Origin of the sequence: Bacillus sp. AFS015802, from assembly GCF_002561455.1 — a bacterium.
Taxonomy (GTDB): domain Bacteria; phylum Bacillota; class Bacilli; order Bacillales; family Bacillaceae_B; genus Rossellomorea.
In genome coordinates this window covers 311,393-331,622 of record NZ_NTUP01000066.1, presented here as the reverse complement: position 1 = coordinate 331,622, position 20,230 = coordinate 311,393, and the positions used below count along the sequence as shown (strand labels likewise).

At 43.8% G+C, this 20,230-nt stretch carries 16 protein-coding genes, 1 pseudogene and 1 riboswitch; of the genes and pseudogenes, 4 read left to right on the top strand and 13 right to left on the bottom strand.

Features of this window, described 5'->3' with window-relative positions:
• Positions 1 to 548 precede the first annotated feature (548 nt).
• From CN378_RS19120 to CN378_RS19095, 6 genes and pseudogenes are all read right to left on the bottom strand, one after another.
• Positions 549 to 1,574 carry an ABC transporter permease subunit gene (locus CN378_RS19120; RefSeq protein ID WP_257141210.1) on the bottom strand — a complete coding sequence of 342 codons (1,026 nt, stop codon included), beginning with the start codon at positions 1,572 to 1,574 and terminating at the stop codon, positions 549 to 551.
• Positions 1,574 to 2,443: an ABC transporter permease subunit gene (locus CN378_RS19115; protein ID WP_257141209.1), complete on the bottom strand. Its 870-nt coding sequence runs from the start codon at positions 2,441 to 2,443 to the stop codon at positions 1,574 to 1,576. The genes CN378_RS19120 and CN378_RS19115 overlap by 1 nt, the downstream gene beginning before the upstream one ends.
• Positions 2,444 to 2,555: 112 nt before the next feature.
• On the bottom strand, positions 2,556 to 3,842 hold the full coding sequence (gene lysA, locus CN378_RS19110; RefSeq protein ID WP_098354074.1) for a diaminopimelate decarboxylase: 1,287 nt from the start codon (positions 3,840 to 3,842) through the stop codon (positions 2,556 to 2,558).
• Positions 3,843 to 3,956: 114 nt separating this feature from the next.
• A riboswitch (Lysine riboswitch) is annotated at positions 3,957 to 4,133 on the bottom strand.
• A 395-nt stretch (positions 4,134 to 4,528) separates the two neighbouring features.
• Complete coding sequence (locus CN378_RS19105; RefSeq protein ID WP_098354073.1) at positions 4,529 to 5,929, bottom strand: DUF4179 domain-containing protein; 1,401 nt, start codon at positions 5,927 to 5,929, stop codon at positions 4,529 to 4,531.
• Positions 5,899 to 6,464 (bottom strand): annotated as a pseudogene (locus tag CN378_RS19100) (sigma-70 family RNA polymerase sigma factor). The gene CN378_RS19105 and the pseudogene CN378_RS19100 overlap by 31 nt, the downstream one beginning before the upstream one ends.
• Before the next feature lie 300 nt (positions 6,465 to 6,764).
• Positions 6,765 to 7,355, bottom strand: coding sequence for a helix-turn-helix domain-containing protein (locus CN378_RS19095; protein ID WP_098354071.1), 591 nt, complete (start codon positions 7,353 to 7,355; stop codon positions 6,765 to 6,767).
• 92 nt (positions 7,356 to 7,447) lie between these two features.
• Between CN378_RS19095 and CN378_RS19090 the strand changes: the two genes are divergently transcribed.
• Positions 7,448 to 8,407 (top strand): DMT family transporter, encoded by a 960-nt coding sequence (locus CN378_RS19090; RefSeq protein WP_098354293.1) that lies wholly within the window; start codon positions 7,448 to 7,450, stop codon positions 8,405 to 8,407.
• Positions 8,408 to 8,444: 37 nt separating this feature from the next.
• Here CN378_RS19090 and CN378_RS19085 read toward each other — a convergent pair whose 3' ends face one another.
• The gene (locus CN378_RS19085) at positions 8,445 to 9,092 is read right to left on the bottom strand and encodes a 2OG-Fe(II) oxygenase (RefSeq protein WP_098354292.1); all 648 of its coding nucleotides are present in this window, start codon (positions 9,090 to 9,092) and stop codon (positions 8,445 to 8,447) included.
• A 372-nt stretch (positions 9,093 to 9,464) separates the two neighbouring features.
• The gene (locus CN378_RS19080; protein WP_179884987.1) at positions 9,465 to 11,501 is read right to left on the bottom strand and encodes a DUF4179 domain-containing protein; all 2,037 of its coding nucleotides are present in this window, start codon (positions 11,499 to 11,501) and stop codon (positions 9,465 to 9,467) included.
• A 168-nt stretch (positions 11,502 to 11,669) separates the two neighbouring features.
• On the opposite strand from CN378_RS19080, the gene CN378_RS19075 reads away from it, so the two are divergent.
• The gene (locus tag CN378_RS19075; protein WP_098354069.1) at positions 11,670 to 12,521 is read left to right on the top strand and encodes an STAS domain-containing protein; all 852 of its coding nucleotides are present in this window, start codon (positions 11,670 to 11,672) and stop codon (positions 12,519 to 12,521) included.
• Between the two features lie 47 nt (positions 12,522 to 12,568).
• On the opposite strand, the gene CN378_RS19070 is transcribed toward CN378_RS19075, so the two are convergent.
• The 3 genes from CN378_RS19070 to CN378_RS19060 all read right to left on the bottom strand — a co-directional run bounded on the left by CN378_RS19070 (position 12,569) and on the right by CN378_RS19060 (position 14,545).
• A complete protein-coding gene (locus CN378_RS19070; RefSeq protein WP_098354068.1) occupies positions 12,569 to 12,901 on the bottom strand; it encodes a hypothetical protein in 333 nt (110 codons plus the stop codon).
• Positions 12,902 to 13,020: 119 nt separating this feature from the next.
• Positions 13,021 to 13,569, bottom strand: a complete 549-nt coding sequence (locus CN378_RS19065; RefSeq protein WP_098354067.1) for a hypothetical protein — start codon at positions 13,567 to 13,569, stop codon at positions 13,021 to 13,023.
• A 142-nt stretch (positions 13,570 to 13,711) separates the two neighbouring features.
• Complete coding sequence (locus CN378_RS19060; protein ID WP_098354066.1) at positions 13,712 to 14,545, bottom strand: STAS domain-containing protein; 834 nt, start codon at positions 14,543 to 14,545, stop codon at positions 13,712 to 13,714.
• Between the two features lie 604 nt (positions 14,546 to 15,149).
• Here CN378_RS19060 and CN378_RS19055 point away from each other — a divergent pair.
• Both CN378_RS19055 and CN378_RS19045 read left to right on the top strand, forming a co-directional pair.
• Positions 15,150 to 16,847 carry an alpha/beta hydrolase family protein gene (locus CN378_RS19055; protein WP_098354065.1) on the top strand — a complete coding sequence of 566 codons (1,698 nt, stop codon included), beginning with the start codon at positions 15,150 to 15,152 and terminating at the stop codon, positions 16,845 to 16,847.
• A gap of 1,102 nt (positions 16,848 to 17,949) precedes the next feature.
• Positions 17,950 to 18,153 (top strand): IDEAL domain-containing protein, encoded by a 204-nt coding sequence (locus tag CN378_RS19045; RefSeq protein ID WP_098354063.1) that lies wholly within the window; start codon positions 17,950 to 17,952, stop codon positions 18,151 to 18,153.
• 146 nt (positions 18,154 to 18,299) lie between these two features.
• On the opposite strand, the gene CN378_RS19040 is transcribed toward CN378_RS19045, so the two are convergent.
• Together CN378_RS19040 and CN378_RS19035 are read right to left on the bottom strand one after the other, a co-directional pair.
• Positions 18,300 to 19,205 carry an HD domain-containing phosphohydrolase gene (locus tag CN378_RS19040; RefSeq protein WP_098354062.1) on the bottom strand — a complete coding sequence of 302 codons (906 nt, stop codon included), beginning with the start codon at positions 19,203 to 19,205 and terminating at the stop codon, positions 18,300 to 18,302.
• Positions 19,206 to 19,300: 95 nt separating this feature from the next.
• Positions 19,301 to 20,002 carry a hypothetical protein gene (locus CN378_RS19035; RefSeq protein WP_098354061.1) on the bottom strand — a complete coding sequence of 234 codons (702 nt, stop codon included), beginning with the start codon at positions 20,000 to 20,002 and terminating at the stop codon, positions 19,301 to 19,303.
• Positions 20,003 to 20,230 lie beyond the last annotated feature (228 nt).

The window sequence follows — 20,230 nt, the reverse complement described above, 5'->3', positions numbered from 1 at the left end:
GAGGAAAAATGAAGAAGGTATGTAGTCCAAAAAACGATTACATAAATGATAGACTACTGGAATGTGAGTCAGTTACCTGGATTGATTGTGTGCAGTCTGGGTATGTGACGCTTCTGGGAGTCGTGAAAAGCTCATGTCGTTAATCAAATTGTAAGGTGTCCGACACGCATTTCTCAATTGGGGTTTTTTTGCGGTACGAGAGTACTAGAGAGCAATCGCACGGATGGAAGAAGGAAATAAATCTATGTAATTGGGTTGATATAAGAAAGACGAATAATAGATTAAAACATCTTTTTCCCATTTCAACAAGTTCTACAGGTGGCTAAAGTCCCTTTAAATGATCCTTTAGTTAATCGGGAGAAAGTATCTGGATTTCGCCATTTATGTCAGCCGTTACGTCATTGTTCCGGGCAACCAGCTGCCTCGTTGGATTGTAAGCCTTCATTTACTTGAGAAACACAAACGAAAGAAGGCAGGATCCTGAGGAACGCTGCCTTCTTTCGTTTGTATTGCCGAGACTATATGAACGGGTCATTGGGTTCATTCCGTCACCTTACATCTTTCACAAGCTCAAACGTTCCTTTGTCTTTTAGGTACAGCTGTTCAGCTCCCTCAGCCGAAACATTATTTAGTGAGGGTTTATGAAGATCCGTCATCACACGTGTCGCCCCGATCAGCATCAGCTTCGCCGACAGGATCGTCAACGTAAAGAACACCACCGGAATGAAGGAGATCCATGGATAGGTGGTCCATAGATATTGCCACCAGCCTCCAAGGAGACCAGACCATTCGTAAGAAAGTGACACAAGCACCGTGTTTTGAAAAAAGTCTTCATCAATCACAGCCCCACCGATAAAAATCTTCAATACCCCAAGATGCGCAATCAACAGCATGATAATCATGAATTCACGGATTGATATGAGAAGGATCTGCGGGAGGATAAAGGGCCGGATATGGTTCATGATGTAATGGCGTTTCGTTGCCCCCAATACTTTGGCGCTGTCGATGAATTCCTCTTTCATGATCCTGTCATATTCATTTGTAAATAAAAGGGTCAGACTCGGAATCGAGATGATGATGAGAATGACCAGGTAAAACATCGTTTTATCTGAAAAGTCATAGGGGAAATGATCGGGATTGTATAAAGGCCCCTCAAGGAGCATCCAGTTCAATAATAAGAACGATAGTAAAGTGGGAGGAAAATAATTGGCAGCATCCACTATGTTATCGATGATTTTCCTGAACGGCTTGAAATAAAAATGAACCACCAGTCCAAGGACAACCGAAGGCAGCACCCTGAAGATCATGATGACAAGGGCCGCGCCTATCGTATATTTCGCACCAACGATGATGAGAAGAAGGACATTCCGGTTAAAATTATCCGTACCAAGCGGTGGATACTCTAACGGGGAGTATGGAGGGCTAAGAAAATCCCCCTCTTCATTTTTCACAAGGTCCAGCTTCGGCACCTCATTCCCCCAGACCGCGTAATAAACAAGACTTGCAGCACACATCCCAAACAGAAAAAGAAAGCCTGTTAAAAATGCCGGATTCTTCATCAATTTCATGAACATCAAATCACCACCTTCTGCCCGGTCTTTTTATCAATGATCACCCGGATGATGAGGAGGAGCAGGAATACCGGGAGATAGAACAGGATCAAACTGAAACAAATCACATCCATTTGAGAGAACGACAGGATGAAATGGGTGATCCCATAGATATTGAACAATCGTTCAAATACGATAAGAGAGGACAAGAGAAACAGAATGATGGACTTGGAGTGATTGAGCAAGCTGAATGTGATGTTCCTCAGAATATGGATAAAGAAAATGAAATGTTTTGACATCCCCCTGCTTTTGATCAGATCCACATAGGGCTTGCCATATTCATCATTTACCAACAGGTATGTAATCCTGAACAACATGATTGTCGGTAAGATGGACAATGTCAGGATCGGAATGAGATACACCTTTTCCTGTGCTCCGACGATGGGAAACAACAATACCCCCGTCTCTTTCAGGATAAAAATGACGCTATATTGAATCACGATCAAAATGAAGATATCCGGTGTGGATTCCAGAAGATTGGTGGTCCTGATGATGAATTTCGACCAACCGGCGGGCAGCAAATGGGTGAGGTATGCAAGGAGTATGCCCATTATAACGGATAAAAGAAAAGCAGCTATGAAAATCGAAACGGAGTAAAAATACGGTTCCCAGAAGGCAGGGAACATCGGATACGAGTTCTTCACTTCATTCGTAATGGTCATCGCCTCTGCATGAAGCAGCGAGCTTGAAATATCCTTCAGGTTGATGAGATATTGTTTCAAGCTGAGGTCCACTCCCTCATTGAACAACCCAATGAGCCCTGATAAAAGAATGATACCGAACCCAACGAAGATAAATTTCAACACCAAGGAACCGATAGATTTAAGATACATAGATTGATCCTCCAAAAAGATAGGTACATGTTTTTATAGATTACCATAATAAACCAAAAAATCCCATACAAAAAAGGTGGAACCCCTCGGATTCCACCCACCTTTCCTTTTCCTATCGATCTTTTCGTACAAGATCCGCATATGTCTCCCGCTCAATGACAACCCGGGATTCCCCATCCTTGACAAATACAACAGCCGGCCTCGGTATCCGGTTATAGTTACTCGCCATGGAATACCCGTAAGCACCGGTGCTGAACACGGCCAGGATATCCCCATAATTCGTAGGCGGAAGCATCAAATCCCAGATCAGCATGTCACCTGACTCACAGCACTTCCCGGCAATACTCACAAGCTCCGTGCATTCCTCATTCGGACGGTTGGCCAGGACCGCATGATACTTCGCCTGATACAGTGCCGGACGGATGTTGTCCGTCATCCCTCCGTCAATCGCCACATACGTGCGCACATCCGGGATGATTTTCTTCGATCCCACTTTGTATAATGTCGTTCCCGCTTCGGCCACCATGCTTCGGCCGGGCTCCACCCATACTTCCGGGAGTGGGTATTCATGTTGGGCAAAATAGTTTTTCACACTATCCGTAATGCCCTTTACATATGTCGGGATCGGCAGTGGCTGGTCTTCTTCCGTATAACGGACACCAAAGCCTCCACCGATATTCAGTACAGGCATCGTTACGTCCAAATCAATCCGGATGTGCTGCATGAAATCAGACAGTACCCTGATCGCCTGGTCAAAGCCTTCCTGTTCAAAAATCTGGGATCCGATATGGGAATGGAGGCCTAGCAATGTGAAGTATGGCTTACGAGTAGCCAGTTGAATCGCCGTCGCTGCCTGCCCGTTCGCAATACTGAATCCGAATTTCGAATCTTCCTGCCCTGTCGTGATGTACTCATGGGTATGGGCCTCCACACCCGGAGTGACCCTGATCAGAATCTGAACCTGCTGCTCACGCTCCTTTGCAAGGTCATGCAATAGTTCAAGCTCGAGGAAACTGTCGACGACAAAACAGCCGATCTCCGCTTCAAGAGCCATAAGAAGCTCTTCTTCCGACTTGTTGTTTCCATGGAAATGGATGCGTTCCGCAGGAAATCCTGCTTCCAATGCCGTATACAATTCCCCGCCGGACACAACGTCCAGGGAGAGGTTTTCCTGCTCTGCAAGCCTCACCATCTCTTTGCAAAGAAACGCTTTACTCGCGTAAGCCACCTGATAGTTCAATCCACTTTCATTGAACGCATCCCGAAACAATTTGGCGTTCCCGCGGATCATCCCTTCATCGTATACCATCAACGGCGTGCCATATCTTTCGACCAGCTCACCTGTACCCATCCCACCGATTGTTAAATCTCCTTGAACATTCACATCAACTGTACTCATATCCCTAACTCCTTTAGACTCTCTAAAAAAACACAAAAAAACCGTATGAAGCAGATGCTCATACGGTTACTCATCAACGTTTTCGGACACTTGATGAAGACAATGTATTAACATCTCTTCAATAGTGCTCCACAACCTTTGCATTGTGACAGTCCAGCATTTCTTCAATGCTGGCCCAACAAAAAATAGAATTGGCTATTTTCTGCTTCGGCGATCTGCCTTTCCCAACTTATCCCGGAATCCATTATTCTCAAAGAAGGTACTCTTCATACTCGCGCCTCTATTATCAGAGAGTGACTGTTTATTTGATTGGCATTACTATATCATTCTCTTGAAATGGTTGTCAATTGGTTTTAGTAGAAAAGAGGCTGGGACGTAACTAAATTCCCTCACTCTAAAGACGAACAATTTCTAAAAAATTATTATTTGTTACACCGCTGTTGATTTCCGTGCAAGACTTCGCTTTCCTCGGGCGGAAGGCGAGCCTCCTCGTCGCTCTCGCTCCTGCGGGGTCTCACCTATTCCGCTTTTCCCGCAGGAGTCTTCGTCTTGCACTCCAATCAACAGCTAGAACTTGCTAAATACATAGAATAAGCTTTAGCACTAAAATTAAAAATCCGAACGAGTTATAATCACTCATCCGGATTTTTCTTTGGCTGAAACCCTATTGTCACAGCCTATTCAGTTTACTTCAATTTAATTTCGAAGGGCTTCATTTCAATCGGTTTATCGTTTCGGCTTAAGCTTTCGAATGGAACGACTAATGAATAGTCATCCAGATTGGCACCCTCGGGTAAGGCAAAAGTCGATTGATAACGGAGGGCAGCCTTATCAACTGTCTTCGTATCAGTACTTCTGATCATATGATTCAACATCTTATTATAGTCCAGTTCATCTTTGTCATCCCTTTTAATATCTTTAGATGGGATCATCTGAACAAATTGAGCAAAATTCTCAAGAATGTCATATCGGAATTGTTTTTCTTTGATATGGTCAATGGTGAAATCTACCGTTACCTTCCCTTTAGTGCTTTGAATATCCTCTACTGTGATTTGATAACCGAAACGTGGACTCTTTAGTTGAAATGGAATCGATGTTTTCAATGAGTGGAGGGCATCGTCGTCCACTTGCTCCATGTCTGCCTGTACTTTCAGCGAATGGGCCTTATCATCGAGTTTACTTGTAAAGAGCTCCCTTACCGTCTTTTCTGCCTTCCCAGCGACTTCTTTGGTATGGAGTACCTCAGCACTCGATTTCGACAACCTGTTCCCAAGGTCATCAAAGACGATCAGGTCTAACGTATCCTTCTCGGACTCCACTGTATACGTATACTCCAGTATCGTCGTCGCTTTCCCTTTCGTAACGGAAGATATTTGCAGCTCATATTCCCCATCCGGTGATTCCGTCCTTGCATCTGTTTGAATGGTTTCAGATGGGATCCTCTTCACAGGTACATCAAATGACCAGGTGCCGTTTACATCGGCCATATGGGTGAACGTTAATGGGAGGGTGAAGTCTTCCGGCATCTCCTTTCCATCCCGGTAAAAGTCAATCGATCCTATGAACTCATCTCCGTCTTTTTGGAGGCCTGAACTACCCGATCCCCATTGATTCTGATCCTTGCCGTCAAAAAGATGATAGCTGTAGCCGCTCACGGGACGGTTTCCTTCGTCCATATGCTCGATGGAAAGGTCGTCACCCTTCGCTTTAAACGTGACCCCGATGACATTCCCATCGTAATATGTGCTGGTGATTGTAATATCAACACCATTGGATGTGGCTGCCTGGTTGACCTCGGTCACTTTATCACTCGAATAAAGTTCTTTCCCTACTCCTGATCCGACTTTTTCATAAATCCCACCCAGTACGGGAAGCTTTGCCAGCGCATTATTCACAGGGGCGAAGAGAAATCCCGAGACAAGAACCATGGAGGCCGCAGCAGTGGTGAAGGCGGCACTTACTTTGAACGTTCTTCTTCGACCCTTTATCTTCCTGCCTTTTTGAATACCTGTCGAAATGGACTTGTACACGTCGTCTTTCGGTACTTCGATCTTTTTCATTTCATCCTCAAACCATTTTCTGTCCAACCTGATTCACTCCTTCCAGCAGCTTCCTCAATTCCAACTTCGCCCGGTGAAGATACGTTTTGACCGTTCCTTCAGGCGTATCCATCGTATCGGCAATCATCTTGATCGACTGCCCTTGAAAATAGAATAAGATAATGACGGTTTGATAGTGCTGATTCAAGGAAGACACAGCCGTAATCAAATCAATCCTTCCTTCTATGTCCGATTGTTCTGAGATGAGGGAATGATCAAGAAAATCATCCCCAGTCAGGACAAGTCTATTTTGTTTTTTCAGGATGCTGTAAGCCGTATGAATCAGGATCTTAATCAGCCATGTGCTGAAATACTCCGGCTTCTTTAATCGGGAAATCGAGGTGAATGCCTTACAAACCGTCTCCTGAACCACATCGAGTGCGTCTTCTTTATTTCTTACATACAGGAATGCCGTCCGGTAAAGCTTTTCGCTTTCTAAGTGAATCAGCTTTTCGAATGCCTGTTCATTTCCTTTGATTGCTTTTTTTACGAGTTTTACATCCATTAAGTAACCTCCTGTCATTCATTAGAGCCAGGCGGGGTTGGAAAAGTTTCAAGGAATTTAGTATAGGGGAGGAAAATTCGCAGATGAGTTTTACCATTTATTTCAAAAAGACGCAAATAGGATGAAGAATGACGCAATTATCCTGAAAATGACGCGATCACATACGATTTTGACGCAATGAACTAGATTGGAAGGGCTCAGACGACACTAAGGATGAATAATAATGGTTCCACAGCCATAGAAAGAGTGAAAAAGGCCTTTTATAACCTCCAGTAAGGCTTTTCCCTTTAAAAAGAAGCTTATCCTCATCGATAAGCTTCAATCTGCCCGTCCTGTATAGATCATCACAAAGTGAAGGACCGCTTCCGTTGGCTCTGTATTGATGTAGCTGTGATCTTTGTCTGCATGAAATTTCATTGAATCATATTGGCCGAGTTCAAAAATCTCTTCCTCAAGCTTCACCTGAACCTTCCCTTCCATGACAGTGACAAATTCGATCACCCCGGGCTGGTGTGCGTCGGCACGGTACTCACTGTCAGGTTTCAGAAAAGCACGGTGGGTTTCTAGCGAGCCATAGCCGGAGGAGGTGAACATCGGTTCAAGTGTCAGGGATTCGTTGGCACTGATCACTTTACTACCCTTATTTTTCCGGGAAATCTGGACTTCCTGCTTTTCCACAAGGAGGGCGGATATCGGAATCGAGAGTCCATTGGCAATCTTCCAGATGATCGTAAGGGATGGATTCGCCTCTCCCCTCTCGATTTTCCCGAGGGTCAGGGTGCTGACATTTGTGATGGACGCGAGCTCCTGCAAGTTCAGGCCGCGCTCGTTTCGTATCGTTCTCAGTGTCATCCCGACGTGCCGGGCAAGCTTTTCAGGGTCCTCCCACGTCAAACTGTCATTGCTCATATGTTTACCTCTTTCTTTAGTCATTGTTTTTAAGTATATTATAATATATATAAAATAAACTATAGTATATGTACCAGAAAGGAGTGCTTCTCATCAAAGAACTGGCTCTCGGTGTCATTTCTTCTATGTTCTTTGCCGTCACCTTTATCCTGAATCGTTCCATGGAGCTTGCCGGTGGAAGCTGGATGTGGAGTTCATCCCTTCGATTCCTGTTCATGCTCCCCTTCCTTTTCCTTATTGTAGGTTTAAGGAAGAATGTAAATCAAGTCTTGATTGAAATGAAGAAGAAACCCTTCGAATGGTTGACGTGGAGCTTTGTCGGATTTGTCCTCTTTTATGGTCCTTTAACCTATGCGGCAGCGTATGGACCGGGCTGGCTCGTTGCGGGTACGTGGCAATTCACCATCGTTGCGGGGATTCTCCTCGCTCCTTTGTTTTATACTTCCGGACCAGTCAGACGGAGGCATACGATTCAAAAAAGGGCCCTTGGCGTCTCCTCGATTATTTTGGTTGGGGTGCTGTTCATTCAACAGGAAAATGCCAGTGGATTGTCACCCTCAGAAATGGTCGCAGGTGTCTTACCTGTGATCATCGCAGCCTTCTCATACCCTCTTGGAAACCGGAAGATGATGGAGGTGTGCGGCGGGAAGCTTGATACGTTCCAACGTGTGCTTGGGATGACAATCGCAAGCACACCCTTCTGGCTGATCTTAGGGAGCTATGCGTTTTTCAAGGTAGGGGCACCCTCCCCTGATCAAGTGACTCAATCCTTTATCGTGGCCATCTGCTCCGGAGTGATTGCGACCTCCCTCTTTTTCCTTGCAACGAACCTTTCGAGGCATCATCCCGGCAAGCTTGCAGCGGTGGAAGCGACCCAGTCCACACAGATTCTGTTCGTGATCCTGGGAGAAGCGGCAATCCTGTCTGTTCCCCTCCCCTCAGGATTCGCTCTGATCGGCATCTTCCTGATCATTACAGGAATGATCATTCATACCCTGAACGTGAAACGTTTGAATGCCGGAATGGGTAAACAAATTAAATCCGTGAGCTAAAAAAGAGGAGCGCCCCCGGGACGCTCCTCCTTTTCTATTATTTAAAAACTTTCCTTCTCATCCACTGTGTCGCAGCCCATTTATCCCCGATGACGACCGGTGCTCCGCCATGCAGCGTCAAGTCGTTCAATTCCTGATTATCATAGAAATACTCGAAGTAGACCGCCATCCCCTTCTGAGGAGATACAGAGAGATTCAGCTTCGGGAAGTACGTTTCCCCGCCTTCCTCGACGTCATTCAGGTACATGACGAGGGTGCTGATCCTCGGGTTTTTCACCGGTCTTGCCGATGCCGAGAAGAAATCGAAGTGGGCCTTGTATTCCTGACCCGGTTTATAGTTCAGGATTTGAAGACCTTCCCCGTGCTCCACGGGTATATTCATAATTTGAGAGACGCGCTTTTCAACACGAGTCACGACGTCATGACTTTCTTCCAGAAACACAGAACTGCTCGTTCTCAATCCATCGACTGTCCGGGTGTTCCCGATTTTCGAGCGCTCTACCCGGTCCTTGGACAGCTGAATGAGTTCGTCACACTCTTCATGGCTCAGGACATTGCCAAGCACGACGATCAGCGGCTCCTCCATCTTTGCGATGATGTGAATGTCCCGGTCATCCGTCTTGATCTTATTCCCCGTATGGTGAAAAATCGTTTGTTCCTTTACAGCTATTTCAGTCGTATTCATTGCCAACGTTCATCAACCTCTTATCGTATTTTTAACATTCAGAATTCTCTTGCCGGTGGAAGCGTTCACGTACTCTTCCAATCTATCAAAACGATTGCAACAATAGGCATAACTGTATTTTCTGTTTTGGGCGTTTCCTCCTGCGTGTGTATTTTCATATATTTTACACCCGGGATGATGTGAATTCTATCTTTTTTTTCATGAAAAAGAAGGGATTTTTCCGGGACTGGGAACCACTGTAGGATTGGCGTAGGGGAAGGACCGTCACAGATTGGACACGGATGGGAGGATACACCTTTTTTTTAAAAAAAGACTGCCGAATTAGATTCGGCAGTCTCCTAAAAAAGTAAAGGGTACTTCTGGCTTTTTCTTTTAATCGAGCCCCACCTTCACCCTGTCGTCGACATATTTGGTGGTGCTGTAGCCTTCGATGATGAGCTCGGTAGGTGTGAAGTCTTCTGTGGAGCCGTCATTGTAAAATTCGAGCTTCTGCTCGGTTTCAAAGTAGCGGGGTTGATCTAATTTCTCATATACATACTCTTGAGGCTTGTGGACGTTTCCATCCTTGTCCAGTAAGACGCCCTCACCGCCATTTACCCCGATTGAAACATTTTGATCCTTTTCGGGGCTACGGTAGAATTGATAGTTCACATTCTCATATACCCGATCCTTCCCTAGATCATGAGTCAGAACCACAAAAGCTGGATTTCCGACATTGATCTCGTCTATGGATATGGTATTACCAAGATATTCAGTCACTTGAGGCAGGTCCTTGTTGGCATCCAGCTTAATGATTTTCTTTTCGTCTACAGAAAGATGGACGGAACCGAACCGGATGTTCACTTCTTCTGGGTCTTCAAAATAGAGGGTATCGAAGCTTGCAGTAAATGTACTCCATCCTTCCTGAATACCAGATTCCACGTACATGTTTCCCCCAAAGGGATTTGCCTCTACCTTCTTCCCGTCGGTTTCAAGAGAATCGAAGTTGATCACGTCAATCCGTCTCCCCTCACGATCATTCTCGAAACGATATTGCAGGACCGTAGTAGTGGGAGCGATCGTCAGTTTATCTAATCGAACCGGAATCCCTTCCACTTCCACCTCCTTATCCAGGTCGTGTACGCGGGAGGGCTGCTTTTCAAAGGGAATCTCGAAGCTCCAGTCCCCTTCAGCAAATGTCATACCCCTTGCGCCGCCAAACCCCTTTTTCGGATCCTGCGGCAGTTGCATAAGTCTTGCCACACTCAGCTTAATGGTTCCCTCGTCAACTGAAACAGGAAACAGGCTCATTGTCCCCTTGTACACGTTTTTTTCCTCATTATGTATGTCGTCTTGATCGATTGGAGGAGAATAATATCGGGTATTCGGATCCGTACTCATGATGTCTCGCTCATTTTCAATGTATAAGCCTTCATACGGATTCATCATATACCGATTATCTTTCTTCTTATCCTCAATCTCATAAAAAACGAGCGTCTGCACGTCATCAGCCACAACACTCTTGATCGTGATCTTCACTCCGTCACTTTCCGCCTCAAGGTTCAACCGTTCCCCCAGATTGTGCTGGAGAATCGTGCGCAGCTGCTCGTCCTCTTCCGTATAAGAATAGTAGAGACTTGCAAATCCACCGGTCACGAACCCTGTCATGATAAGGAGGGTGAATACACCTGCAATGGAAAGCAGGACCGATTTCCGTTTCTTTTTCCTCTTCTGCCTGCGTGCTTCCCTTTCATCCAGACGGGCTCTCACTCTCTCCATCAACTCTGGTGGAAGCTGTACGTCTTCTCTCAAACCGGCAAGAGTGAGCGTCACTTCCTGGAACGAGGCAAGGTCTTCCTGGCACTCACGGCAATGATAAATATGTATTTCAAAATCCACCTTTTCAGGGCGATCCATCCTTCTTCCCAGGTAATCGAGATAATGCTTCTGGTAGTTGTGACAGCCATTATAGTCGCTATGGAATCCCATCGTTTCCCGAAGCTTCCGGACGCCCCTGAATAAACGGGATTTCACCTCATCCACCGAAATGTCGAGAGTACGGGCAGCTTCTTCCTGAGTGCAGCCTTTCACATACACCAAAGCCACGGCTTCTTTATCTGCAGCTTCCAACCGGTTAAAAGCGTGAAAGGAATCCTCCCCATCCTGACTCTCTGAACGTTCAGGCATCTCCAGACAGTTCTTTAGAAAAACCGATATGGCAGACTGCCCTTTCTTCCGTCTATGACTTTCATCATATACCTGGATGATTGAACGGTAAAATACGTCCTCTATGTCCTGTTGTCGAGTAAGATACACTCTGGCCAGTGCATAAAAGGAATGCTTCTCACCCTCAAATCCGTTGATGATTGAATCAAGTCCCCTTGCCATGGGGGTACTGACCGTTACGGGACCGGTTTCCACTTTTGCCATTGCTGTCATCCCTCCTCCCATTTTCCTACTATTAATTATTTCAAAATTCCCAATACTTCTCAATCCTTTTCTTGAAAAATGATCAAATCAGATTGACGGATCTCTTCCGTCTCCTCTATAATTTTTTTACCGAAGTGTCATTTATTAGGGTATGAAAGAGGCGTGAAGATGAAAACAAAAGAAAAGTTGATGGATTACTTTCGCTTGCAGTCGGATGAGATCATAAAGGAATGGTTAGGTATGCGTGAGGTAGATCCATTTTCGATCTTTCACGCAGATGGATCCAAAGAGATGGAGGATCAGCTGAAGCATGAATCAGGAAGTTTCATTGAACAAATCACAAAAGCATTAGTAGATAAGGAACGGGTGATTCCACCGAAGCTGTTGGAATGGTCGAACACCATTGCCAAAGAGCGGGTGAATGACGGGACAAGCATCGATAAGGTGCTCGATCAATTTCACCGCTTCAGATCCCTTTATTTTCAGTTCATGAAAAAATGGCTCCTTGAGCATGGAGACCTGACTCCGGAAGAACACTATGAGATGATTGAAAACTATCATTCTATTTTTGATGAAGTAATCAAAACCTTTGTCATGTCCTACAAAGCCTACTATGAGAACAGGCTGAAGGATCAAATGGGATTGATCAATGAGTTAAGCTCTCCTATCATCCCCCTGTCAGAGACGATTGCAATTCTGCCTCTCGTGGGTGATATCGATACGACGAGGGCCAAGTATATTATGGAGCATGCTTTGGAGGAGTGCGTAGCAAAGGAAATTCATCATCTGGTGGTGGACCTGTCCGCCGTCCCCGTCATCGACACCATGGTTGCCCAGAAAATCTTTGAGCTGATGAACACCCTCAAATTGGTAGGTGTCCATCCGGTGATCACGGGGATACGGCCGGCCATCGCCCAGACAGCCGTTCAGCTCGGAATCCCTCTTGGCGCATTGAATATCCATTCCTCCCTCATCCAGGCATTGAGGAATCTTGGATACAGCCTCAACCCCAGTCAATAACCATAAAAGAGGTCTGGATCAACTAAAGATCCAGACCTCTTTCTGATTTATAAATGATCGATTTCACCAAGCTGCGACTGCATATCCAGTTCCACCATCTCTTGTGCCTTGGAAAAAGTAAAGACTTCATTCGATACCCAGTGATTATACAATTTAGCCAGAGCGTTCCGGTGATAGACCGTGCCTTTCACCTCTGTGAAGAAATAGATGATCAAAAGATTGGTCACGTCGGTCGGAAGGTTCTTCTTACGTTCGATCCCTTTTAACGAAAGGATGTCTAGTCCTCTTAGCGGACCGCCGATCACGGTTTCCGCCATGTGAAAATGGTCAGCTGTCTGACATAGTGTCACGAGTTCCGGATTTAATTCTTCAAATTTCAAGTGAATTCCCCATTTACATAGATAGTGAACAATAGTGTTACACTTCAACTTCAACGATTACTAAGATCCATTACTATGTAGTATAACAAAAAAATGGTACAGGAAGACACTTCAATGTGTTAATTTTTACTCAACCAAAATTCCATGATCTTTTCGTTTGCAGAAGGATAAATCAGACTTTTCACCTGAGGCTCGACTAAGTAACATTCGGTGAGCCAATCCGGGAGGGTAACATTCTTTTCCTTCCATAGACGGGTTCGCTCCAACGCGTCCACCACGCTCATCTTCACCCATGTATCGGTGACAATATTCCTTCCGTCACCTGTCCCTTCCTCCACCAACGGATGAATGGACCGATCGAAATAGGGAGTGTCCTTCCCCATGTGGCTGATGTTCCTCACCCATATGACACTCTCCCTGGGGAGGAACCCTATATTCCTGATCCCTGTCGCAGATAGAGTATACTCTTCCAAATAACAGAAACATCCATCCCACTTCTTTTCTCCATCAGGGGGGAGGATCATTTCCGTTGTATAGACCGATTGACACGTATGAAAAAGATTATGGATTTCCCGGTTGATAAACACCGGTTTCCGTTCTTTATTGACATTGGGTGATCCGCATGTGAATCCATCGTGATGGAAACGAATCATTTTTACATATTGCATGGCGCCCCTCCTTCTCTCGTGAATTTCATTAAGGGTACACCTTATCGCATTCACTCTATAATGGTGGTATTTCCCTATATATATTTATTTCAAACAAAAAAAAAACGAGAGATGACAACATCGCTCGTTTGTATGAATCCCTTTACTGCTGCTCGTTCAGCGCACGCTCCAAAGTCGAAGTGACCGAAATATTTTCAAATGATATACCCAGCTGAATCGCCGTTTGGGCAATTTCGGGACGGATTCCGGAAATGGTGCTCCTCACCCCGATTAAGTTCAAACTTTCAATGATTTGAAATAACTGATGAGCGACCATTGTATCCACCATGATCACACCTGATAAATCAATGAATAAGTGTTCGACATTTTTATCCACACATTCGTTCAAGGTATTCTCAAGGATATATCTCGCTCTTCCCGTATCGATATCCCCGACAAGAGGCAGGACGCCTGTCTTTTTATTCAATAGAATGACCGGGGAACTCAATTCTCTGATCATTTCCTGCTGTGCCTTCAATCTCCTTTGGGAATACTCATAGTTTTCTTCTGCAAACTTGGAGATGACGATACTGAATGTGTTAATGATCAATTCTCTTAAGAACTCGGTTTCATCTAAAGTAAATTCACTTCCATGCAAACGGATAAATTCCTTCAAAATCGCTAAATACTGATCCTGGGTCCTGAAGAATTCCCTCAATATAAAATGAGTAGGGGTTTGTAAGTGCTCTTCATCCTTGGCAATTTCCTCAATCCACAATTCGAAGTTGCACAGTCTATCCTGCCCCACATCTTTAAAAAGGTGGCAGAATCGTTCATGGAAAGCATGATTTTGTTCCTTCAACGTTTGGATCACCTTTGTATCTTTTGAGGCATACACGCCAGACGGGTCACTCTTATCCAAAGATTCATACCATTTCTCTGTCAGCTGCCACGTTCGTTCCTTCATAAATTCATAAAATTTTTCAGATACCTTCATAATCGACCTGCTTTCTACAAGAAAAGATATATGCGTTCTTCTATCAAACCGATACTATATTTGTAAATACTTATAAATGTAATGTACTATGCCAAGGGAATAAAAGAAAGAAAAAAGTTCAGCTGAACTTTTTTTCTATTTCCGCCTCCATTTTATTAAGGCAAAGGACATGTCTTTTTAGGAGTTCACTGGAAAGAAAGAACGGCCCTTTTACATTTTTCTCAGAAGCCCGCCGCAATCTTTTGAGGCTCCCCAGCAAAGAGATTTACCATGGAGGAACCATGGGGACAGGTCCCCTGGCTCCTTTTCCTGTTTATGGGTGCTGGTGCTGCGTCGAATTGTATAATTTTTTATCAATTTCCGGGGAAATAGTTGTAGAAGTATGTAAGATTATTGCGCGGGACTGGAATGATCGAACGGTTCATCCTGTCCTGGTGTGACAATTATTTCATATTGCCTCTCCTCCAATAAAATGGAATAATATACCTATAACGACATTTACCCCAAGGAGGAATGACCTATCCGTACCTTAACGGAAGTAGAACAATATTTCCACACCATTGAGATCAACACCTTCAGCGTCAATGAAACAGGTGATAAGCTTGTGTTCAGCACCAATCTGAACGGGAATTATAACCTTTGGGCCATGGACCTTCCCCACTCGTTCCACTATCCATTGACGACCATCAATCAGAAAAGCAGCCTCATCCATATCGACCAGGATCAGATCATCGCAACATTCGAGAAGGATGGCGATGAAAACCACCAACTGCATTATCTGCCCACATCGGGAGGAACGCCTATTCCCTTCCTTGAGAAAGAAGCCGGTTCGACCTGTTATCACGCCTGCTTTACAGGCAATCAGGAAATGTATTACTCTACCAATCATGAAAACCCATTATTGAACATCTACAAAACAGATTTACCAATGGGAAAAACCAGCCTGATCCACAAAGGGGAAAAAGCTCCAATCGTAGTCGCCGCCGCTTCTCGGGATGGATCCTATGTGTTTACGGAAACCTACTCCAATACCCATGCCGCTGCTTTCTATCAATCTGGCGATAAGAAAATCCCGCTTGTGCCGGACCCTGCCAGCCCTCATATGATCAATGATGTATTCATGACAAGGGATTTTGTTTATTTCACGACCAACTATGGAGAAGAGTTTTCCTATCTTGCTTCTTTTAATCTTTCAACTTATGAATTTCACCCAGTCTTCTCTTTAGAAAAAGAAGAAATCACTTCCATACAGTTCAATGAGACCTCGAACAGTATTTTCATCACTTCGGAAAAAGGGGTGAGAGATCACCTATATGGCTATGACCTGTCCATGGGTAAAGGAGAGAGAATCGAGATTCCCTGCGACATCGTCAAAAAAATAAAGATGACTAAGAAAGGGACCCTCTTTCTCCTTGGGATTTCAGCTGACAAAACCGATACCATTTTCAAGAGGGAAACGGATGGCAAGTGGACACAACTGACAAACACAAAGGTACTTGGTGTTCCAGAAGGAAGCATGATCAAACCGGAAATCGTTCATTATGAAAGCAAAGATGGACTCGAAATCGAAGCCCTGCTATTCCAACCGGGGAAACCAAATGGATATACGATTCTCTGGCCACATGGCGGCCCCCAACAGACGGAGCGCATGAAATACAGACCCCTATTTCAGTACCTTGTCCACAGTGGATATACCCTCTTCGCTCCCAACTTTAGGGGCAGCAAGCGCTACGGTGCCTCGTTTGAGAAGATGGTGGAGCGAAACTGGGGGGACGGACCCCGACATGACTGTGTAGCAGGAATGGAATGGCTTATACGTAAAGGACTTGCTGAAAAAGGCAAGATCGTGGCGATGGGTGGCAGCTATGGCGGTTACATGAGTCTGCTTCTTGCCGGACGGCATCCCGAATACTTCAGTGGGATCATCGATATCTTCGGCATTTCCAATCTCCTGACTTTTCTTGAGAAATCCCCGGCAACCTGGAAGCCACTGATGGATCAGATGGTCGGTAATCCAGAAAGGGACTATGACAAGCTTGTGAGGGACTCACCCATCACCTATGTGGATAATATGAAGTCCCCGATGTTCATCGTTCATGGAAAGAATGACCCGAGAGTGAAGATAGAGGAGTCTGAAAGTATGGTGGAGCAGTTAACAAGGAGAGGAATCGCTGTTGAGTTTCTAGTGTTCGATGATGAAGGACATGAATTCTCGAAGAAGCGAAATGAAATGCAGGCCTATAAAGGGATTCTCAGATTTTTGGATAAGTTGACAGCCGGAGAGGTATTAACAGGTATGTAAAAACGATGAGGAATACTGCCCTCACTTATTAAATTCATAATGGAGTGGGGGCAGTGCCATTCTTATATATAATTCTATCCCTTCGATAATCGTGATTTTCTGACAACTCTGTAAAAAAACCAATGCAATGTAAAAAATGCCATAAAGTACACAGGAATGGAATACCATAATTTCCATTCTAAATGTTTCATGTACCCATTCAAACTGAATGCAGATTCTATGAGGAATGATAAGATGGTCCAAATGATAACATAACGCAAAAACTTCCCATTCTTAACAAGATTTAAAAATAATAGTCCAATAAGTGAAGGAGTAAGCATTACCAAAAACAAATCAGTCACTTCCACCTTCTTGTAATACCCAAAATCCACATAATCCAGCATTAGTCCAACTACGACATGGGAAACCGCCGCAAAGTACCCAATAAAAGGGAACATAATGAGATTTTCCTTTAAGGATAACTTCTTTGGAACAAAAAACAAAACAATGAACAGAATAACGATGAGTGCCCATACCAACCCCAAACAGTAACCCCTCCTACCTGACCATCCGGTTCTTAAGCCAATCTATCATCGTATGTATTCTTTCCATTTCGAAAAAATATATGTAAAAAACAGCTCTTAAAAGTGAGAGTTAATCAATGTCTTAACCAATATTCCCTCCAATAAAAGAAATGTTTTGTATGATACCCCTTGCTATGAAACCCGTTTCATACTTTATATTGATGTAGAAGGTGAGAGATCACATTCATATGATTGGCGTAACGCCTCTATGGCGGCGTGACAATCTCTTCCTGAAGTGTTCATATTATATGGACGCTTTTTTTCATGTCCCCCACTGGGTAAACCCTGCCGATATGGAATAGTGTTTACAATTCAAATGAAATATTCATCCAGGACGGGAGTTGGAGGATAAAACGTGATGGTCCCTGTTACAAAAGCACATTTTGTTGTGCCTCTTCCCAATTCATTGTTTTTCTAATGTTCAATAGAAAGAATACACTCTGAATTAAGGTTAAGGAAAAAAATATTTTTTTAATAAAATGTTTGAATATTCTATAAATGGTTAGTATAATAGAAAAAAGGTCAAGGAGCTGATGATCATGAAGAAGTATTTGCTTAACTCACCACAGTCTGATGTAAATCACATGGATTCCCTATTTGCAGAAATGATATTGGACGAGGCACTGCTGACATTTCGGAAAGAGCAAATCGCGCAAGGTATTGACCAGGCATTACGCAAACGGAACAGAGAAGAATTCCTGCGTTTGACGGAGGAATTGAAGCAGATTCAGAATGTAGGATAAGAAATGTATCTATATAAACCAGGACAATTCTTTTGCTGAAAGGCAATGGAATTGTTCTTTTTATATTTTTAAAAAAAAACGCATTGGTTATCCTCTATCCAATGCGTTTGATCTCCATAAGTCGAGCCATATAAATTGTGATAATCTTAAAGAACCCCCTCTTCGATTAAGATTTCTTCAAATATCCTGACAATCTCTTGATCGTAATGTGTCCCTGAAAGTCTCTTTAGCTCTTCTATGGCATGCTTCTTACTAAATGCCTTACGATAGGCCCTATCCTCGGTCATAGCATCGAATGTGTCACTGACAGCAATGATCCGAGCCTCGAGAAGAATGTCCCCAGCTTTCAGGCCACGGGGATAACCGCTTCCGTCGAGTCGTTCATGATGCTGTTCGATGATGGGGACTAGTTCTTTATAGTACGTTTCTTTGATCATATCGGCTCCATCTTGGGGGTGCTTTTTAATAATCGAAAACTCCTCATCTGTCAGGCGATCCGGCTTATTAAGTATTTCTTCCGGCACATGAATTTTCCCTACATCGTGAAGTAGTGAAGCCATGGTGAGATTCTCCAGCTGATCTTTATTTAATTTGAGCTTTTTAGCGATTTTCACGCAGTACTTGGCCACTCTGTCACTGTGCATGGAAGTATACCGGTCTTTTTGTTCCACTTCTTTTACTTTGCCCATTAAGGTGGACATATCCTTGCTTAGATGAAAGAAGGTTGGGTCTGTCACTGCCCATAATAAGGTCACTTGGGTAAATGCTGTAAAATGGATTGGTTCTGTAAGGCCCTTGGCCGAGAAGTAGTCCCCTGGTCCAAGCATCATCTTTTCACCCTCTACTTCACATTCCATATCACCTGATAGAACATAATAAAACTCCAGCCCATTCGGGTTATCACTCGGATAGACGTAAAATAAGCTTCCTTCATTAATCGTCTGAAGTAAAACCTCCACACCGTCCCCACGGGATAACAGGCTTAATTCAAAATTGTGAAAGGTTACTTTCTCTAGTGGTTTCCTGCTACTCCCTAATGTAAATCCTTTCATTTGTTCCTCCCCCTTCTATGTAATTGACTTCTACGATGAATAAAACGAGCCCCGGTTTGAACTCGTTTTATCCTTTTCTCATTCAGTTCAACTGCTTAGTAGTATCCAACCACCCGAATCGGATCGATCCACACCCACCGGTCAGCAAAGCGGACATATTTCCAGCTGCACTCAGCCATGACGCCTTTTTCAGCTGCCTTTCGGATCATATCCTGTGACATCTTGAAGGTTTCGTCATACACCTTATTGACGATTCCATCTAAATCTTCTTTATATTTGTGAGAGATTCCATTCATCTTATCAGATCGTTTACTTAGTTTTTCTTCTAATTTAGCCAATTTCTTGTTCACTTTTTCCTTCTCTTTATCATTGCCGGAATTCATTTTCTCAAAGGCTAGTGCCTCTATTTCCTCCTGGATCAACCTGATCTCGTTATCTATTTCTGCCTGTTTTTCAGCGATCCTATCTTCTATATCCGATAGATTCTTTTTGAGTTTTTCATGTTTCTTTTCATCATGTTCTGCGCGTTTCCATTCTTCTAACTTCTTTTCCCTTTCTTCCTTCAGCTTAACGATTTCTTTTCCTTCTTCCACTTCACGAACTTCATTCAGAAAAGAATCATTTAACTTATCTGCCTCTTCCACCGCTTTTCTCACTTTTTCATCGATGTCTTGATTGGTTTTCTCGATGGATTCAAGAACCTTATCATATTCTTCCTGGTTGGAAGCCGCCATTACACTGTTTCCAAAACCAAAATATACCATTGCCATCAACATTAACATGAATGCCTTTTTCATATGTAATCCCTCCGATTCGTTTTTCAAGGTTTTGCACACTTCATTTTTGACATCATATACCAATCTATAAGAATAGTATAAAAGTCCCTACCGCAAATAACAACAATTTTTTTCTGAATAATCTGTCTTATTTCGTCGTAATAAAGTATACCCGCCTCCTCCAAAGTCCATATACGATGGATTGATATACACCTTTGTCGTAATATGTACTACAACTATTTCACAATA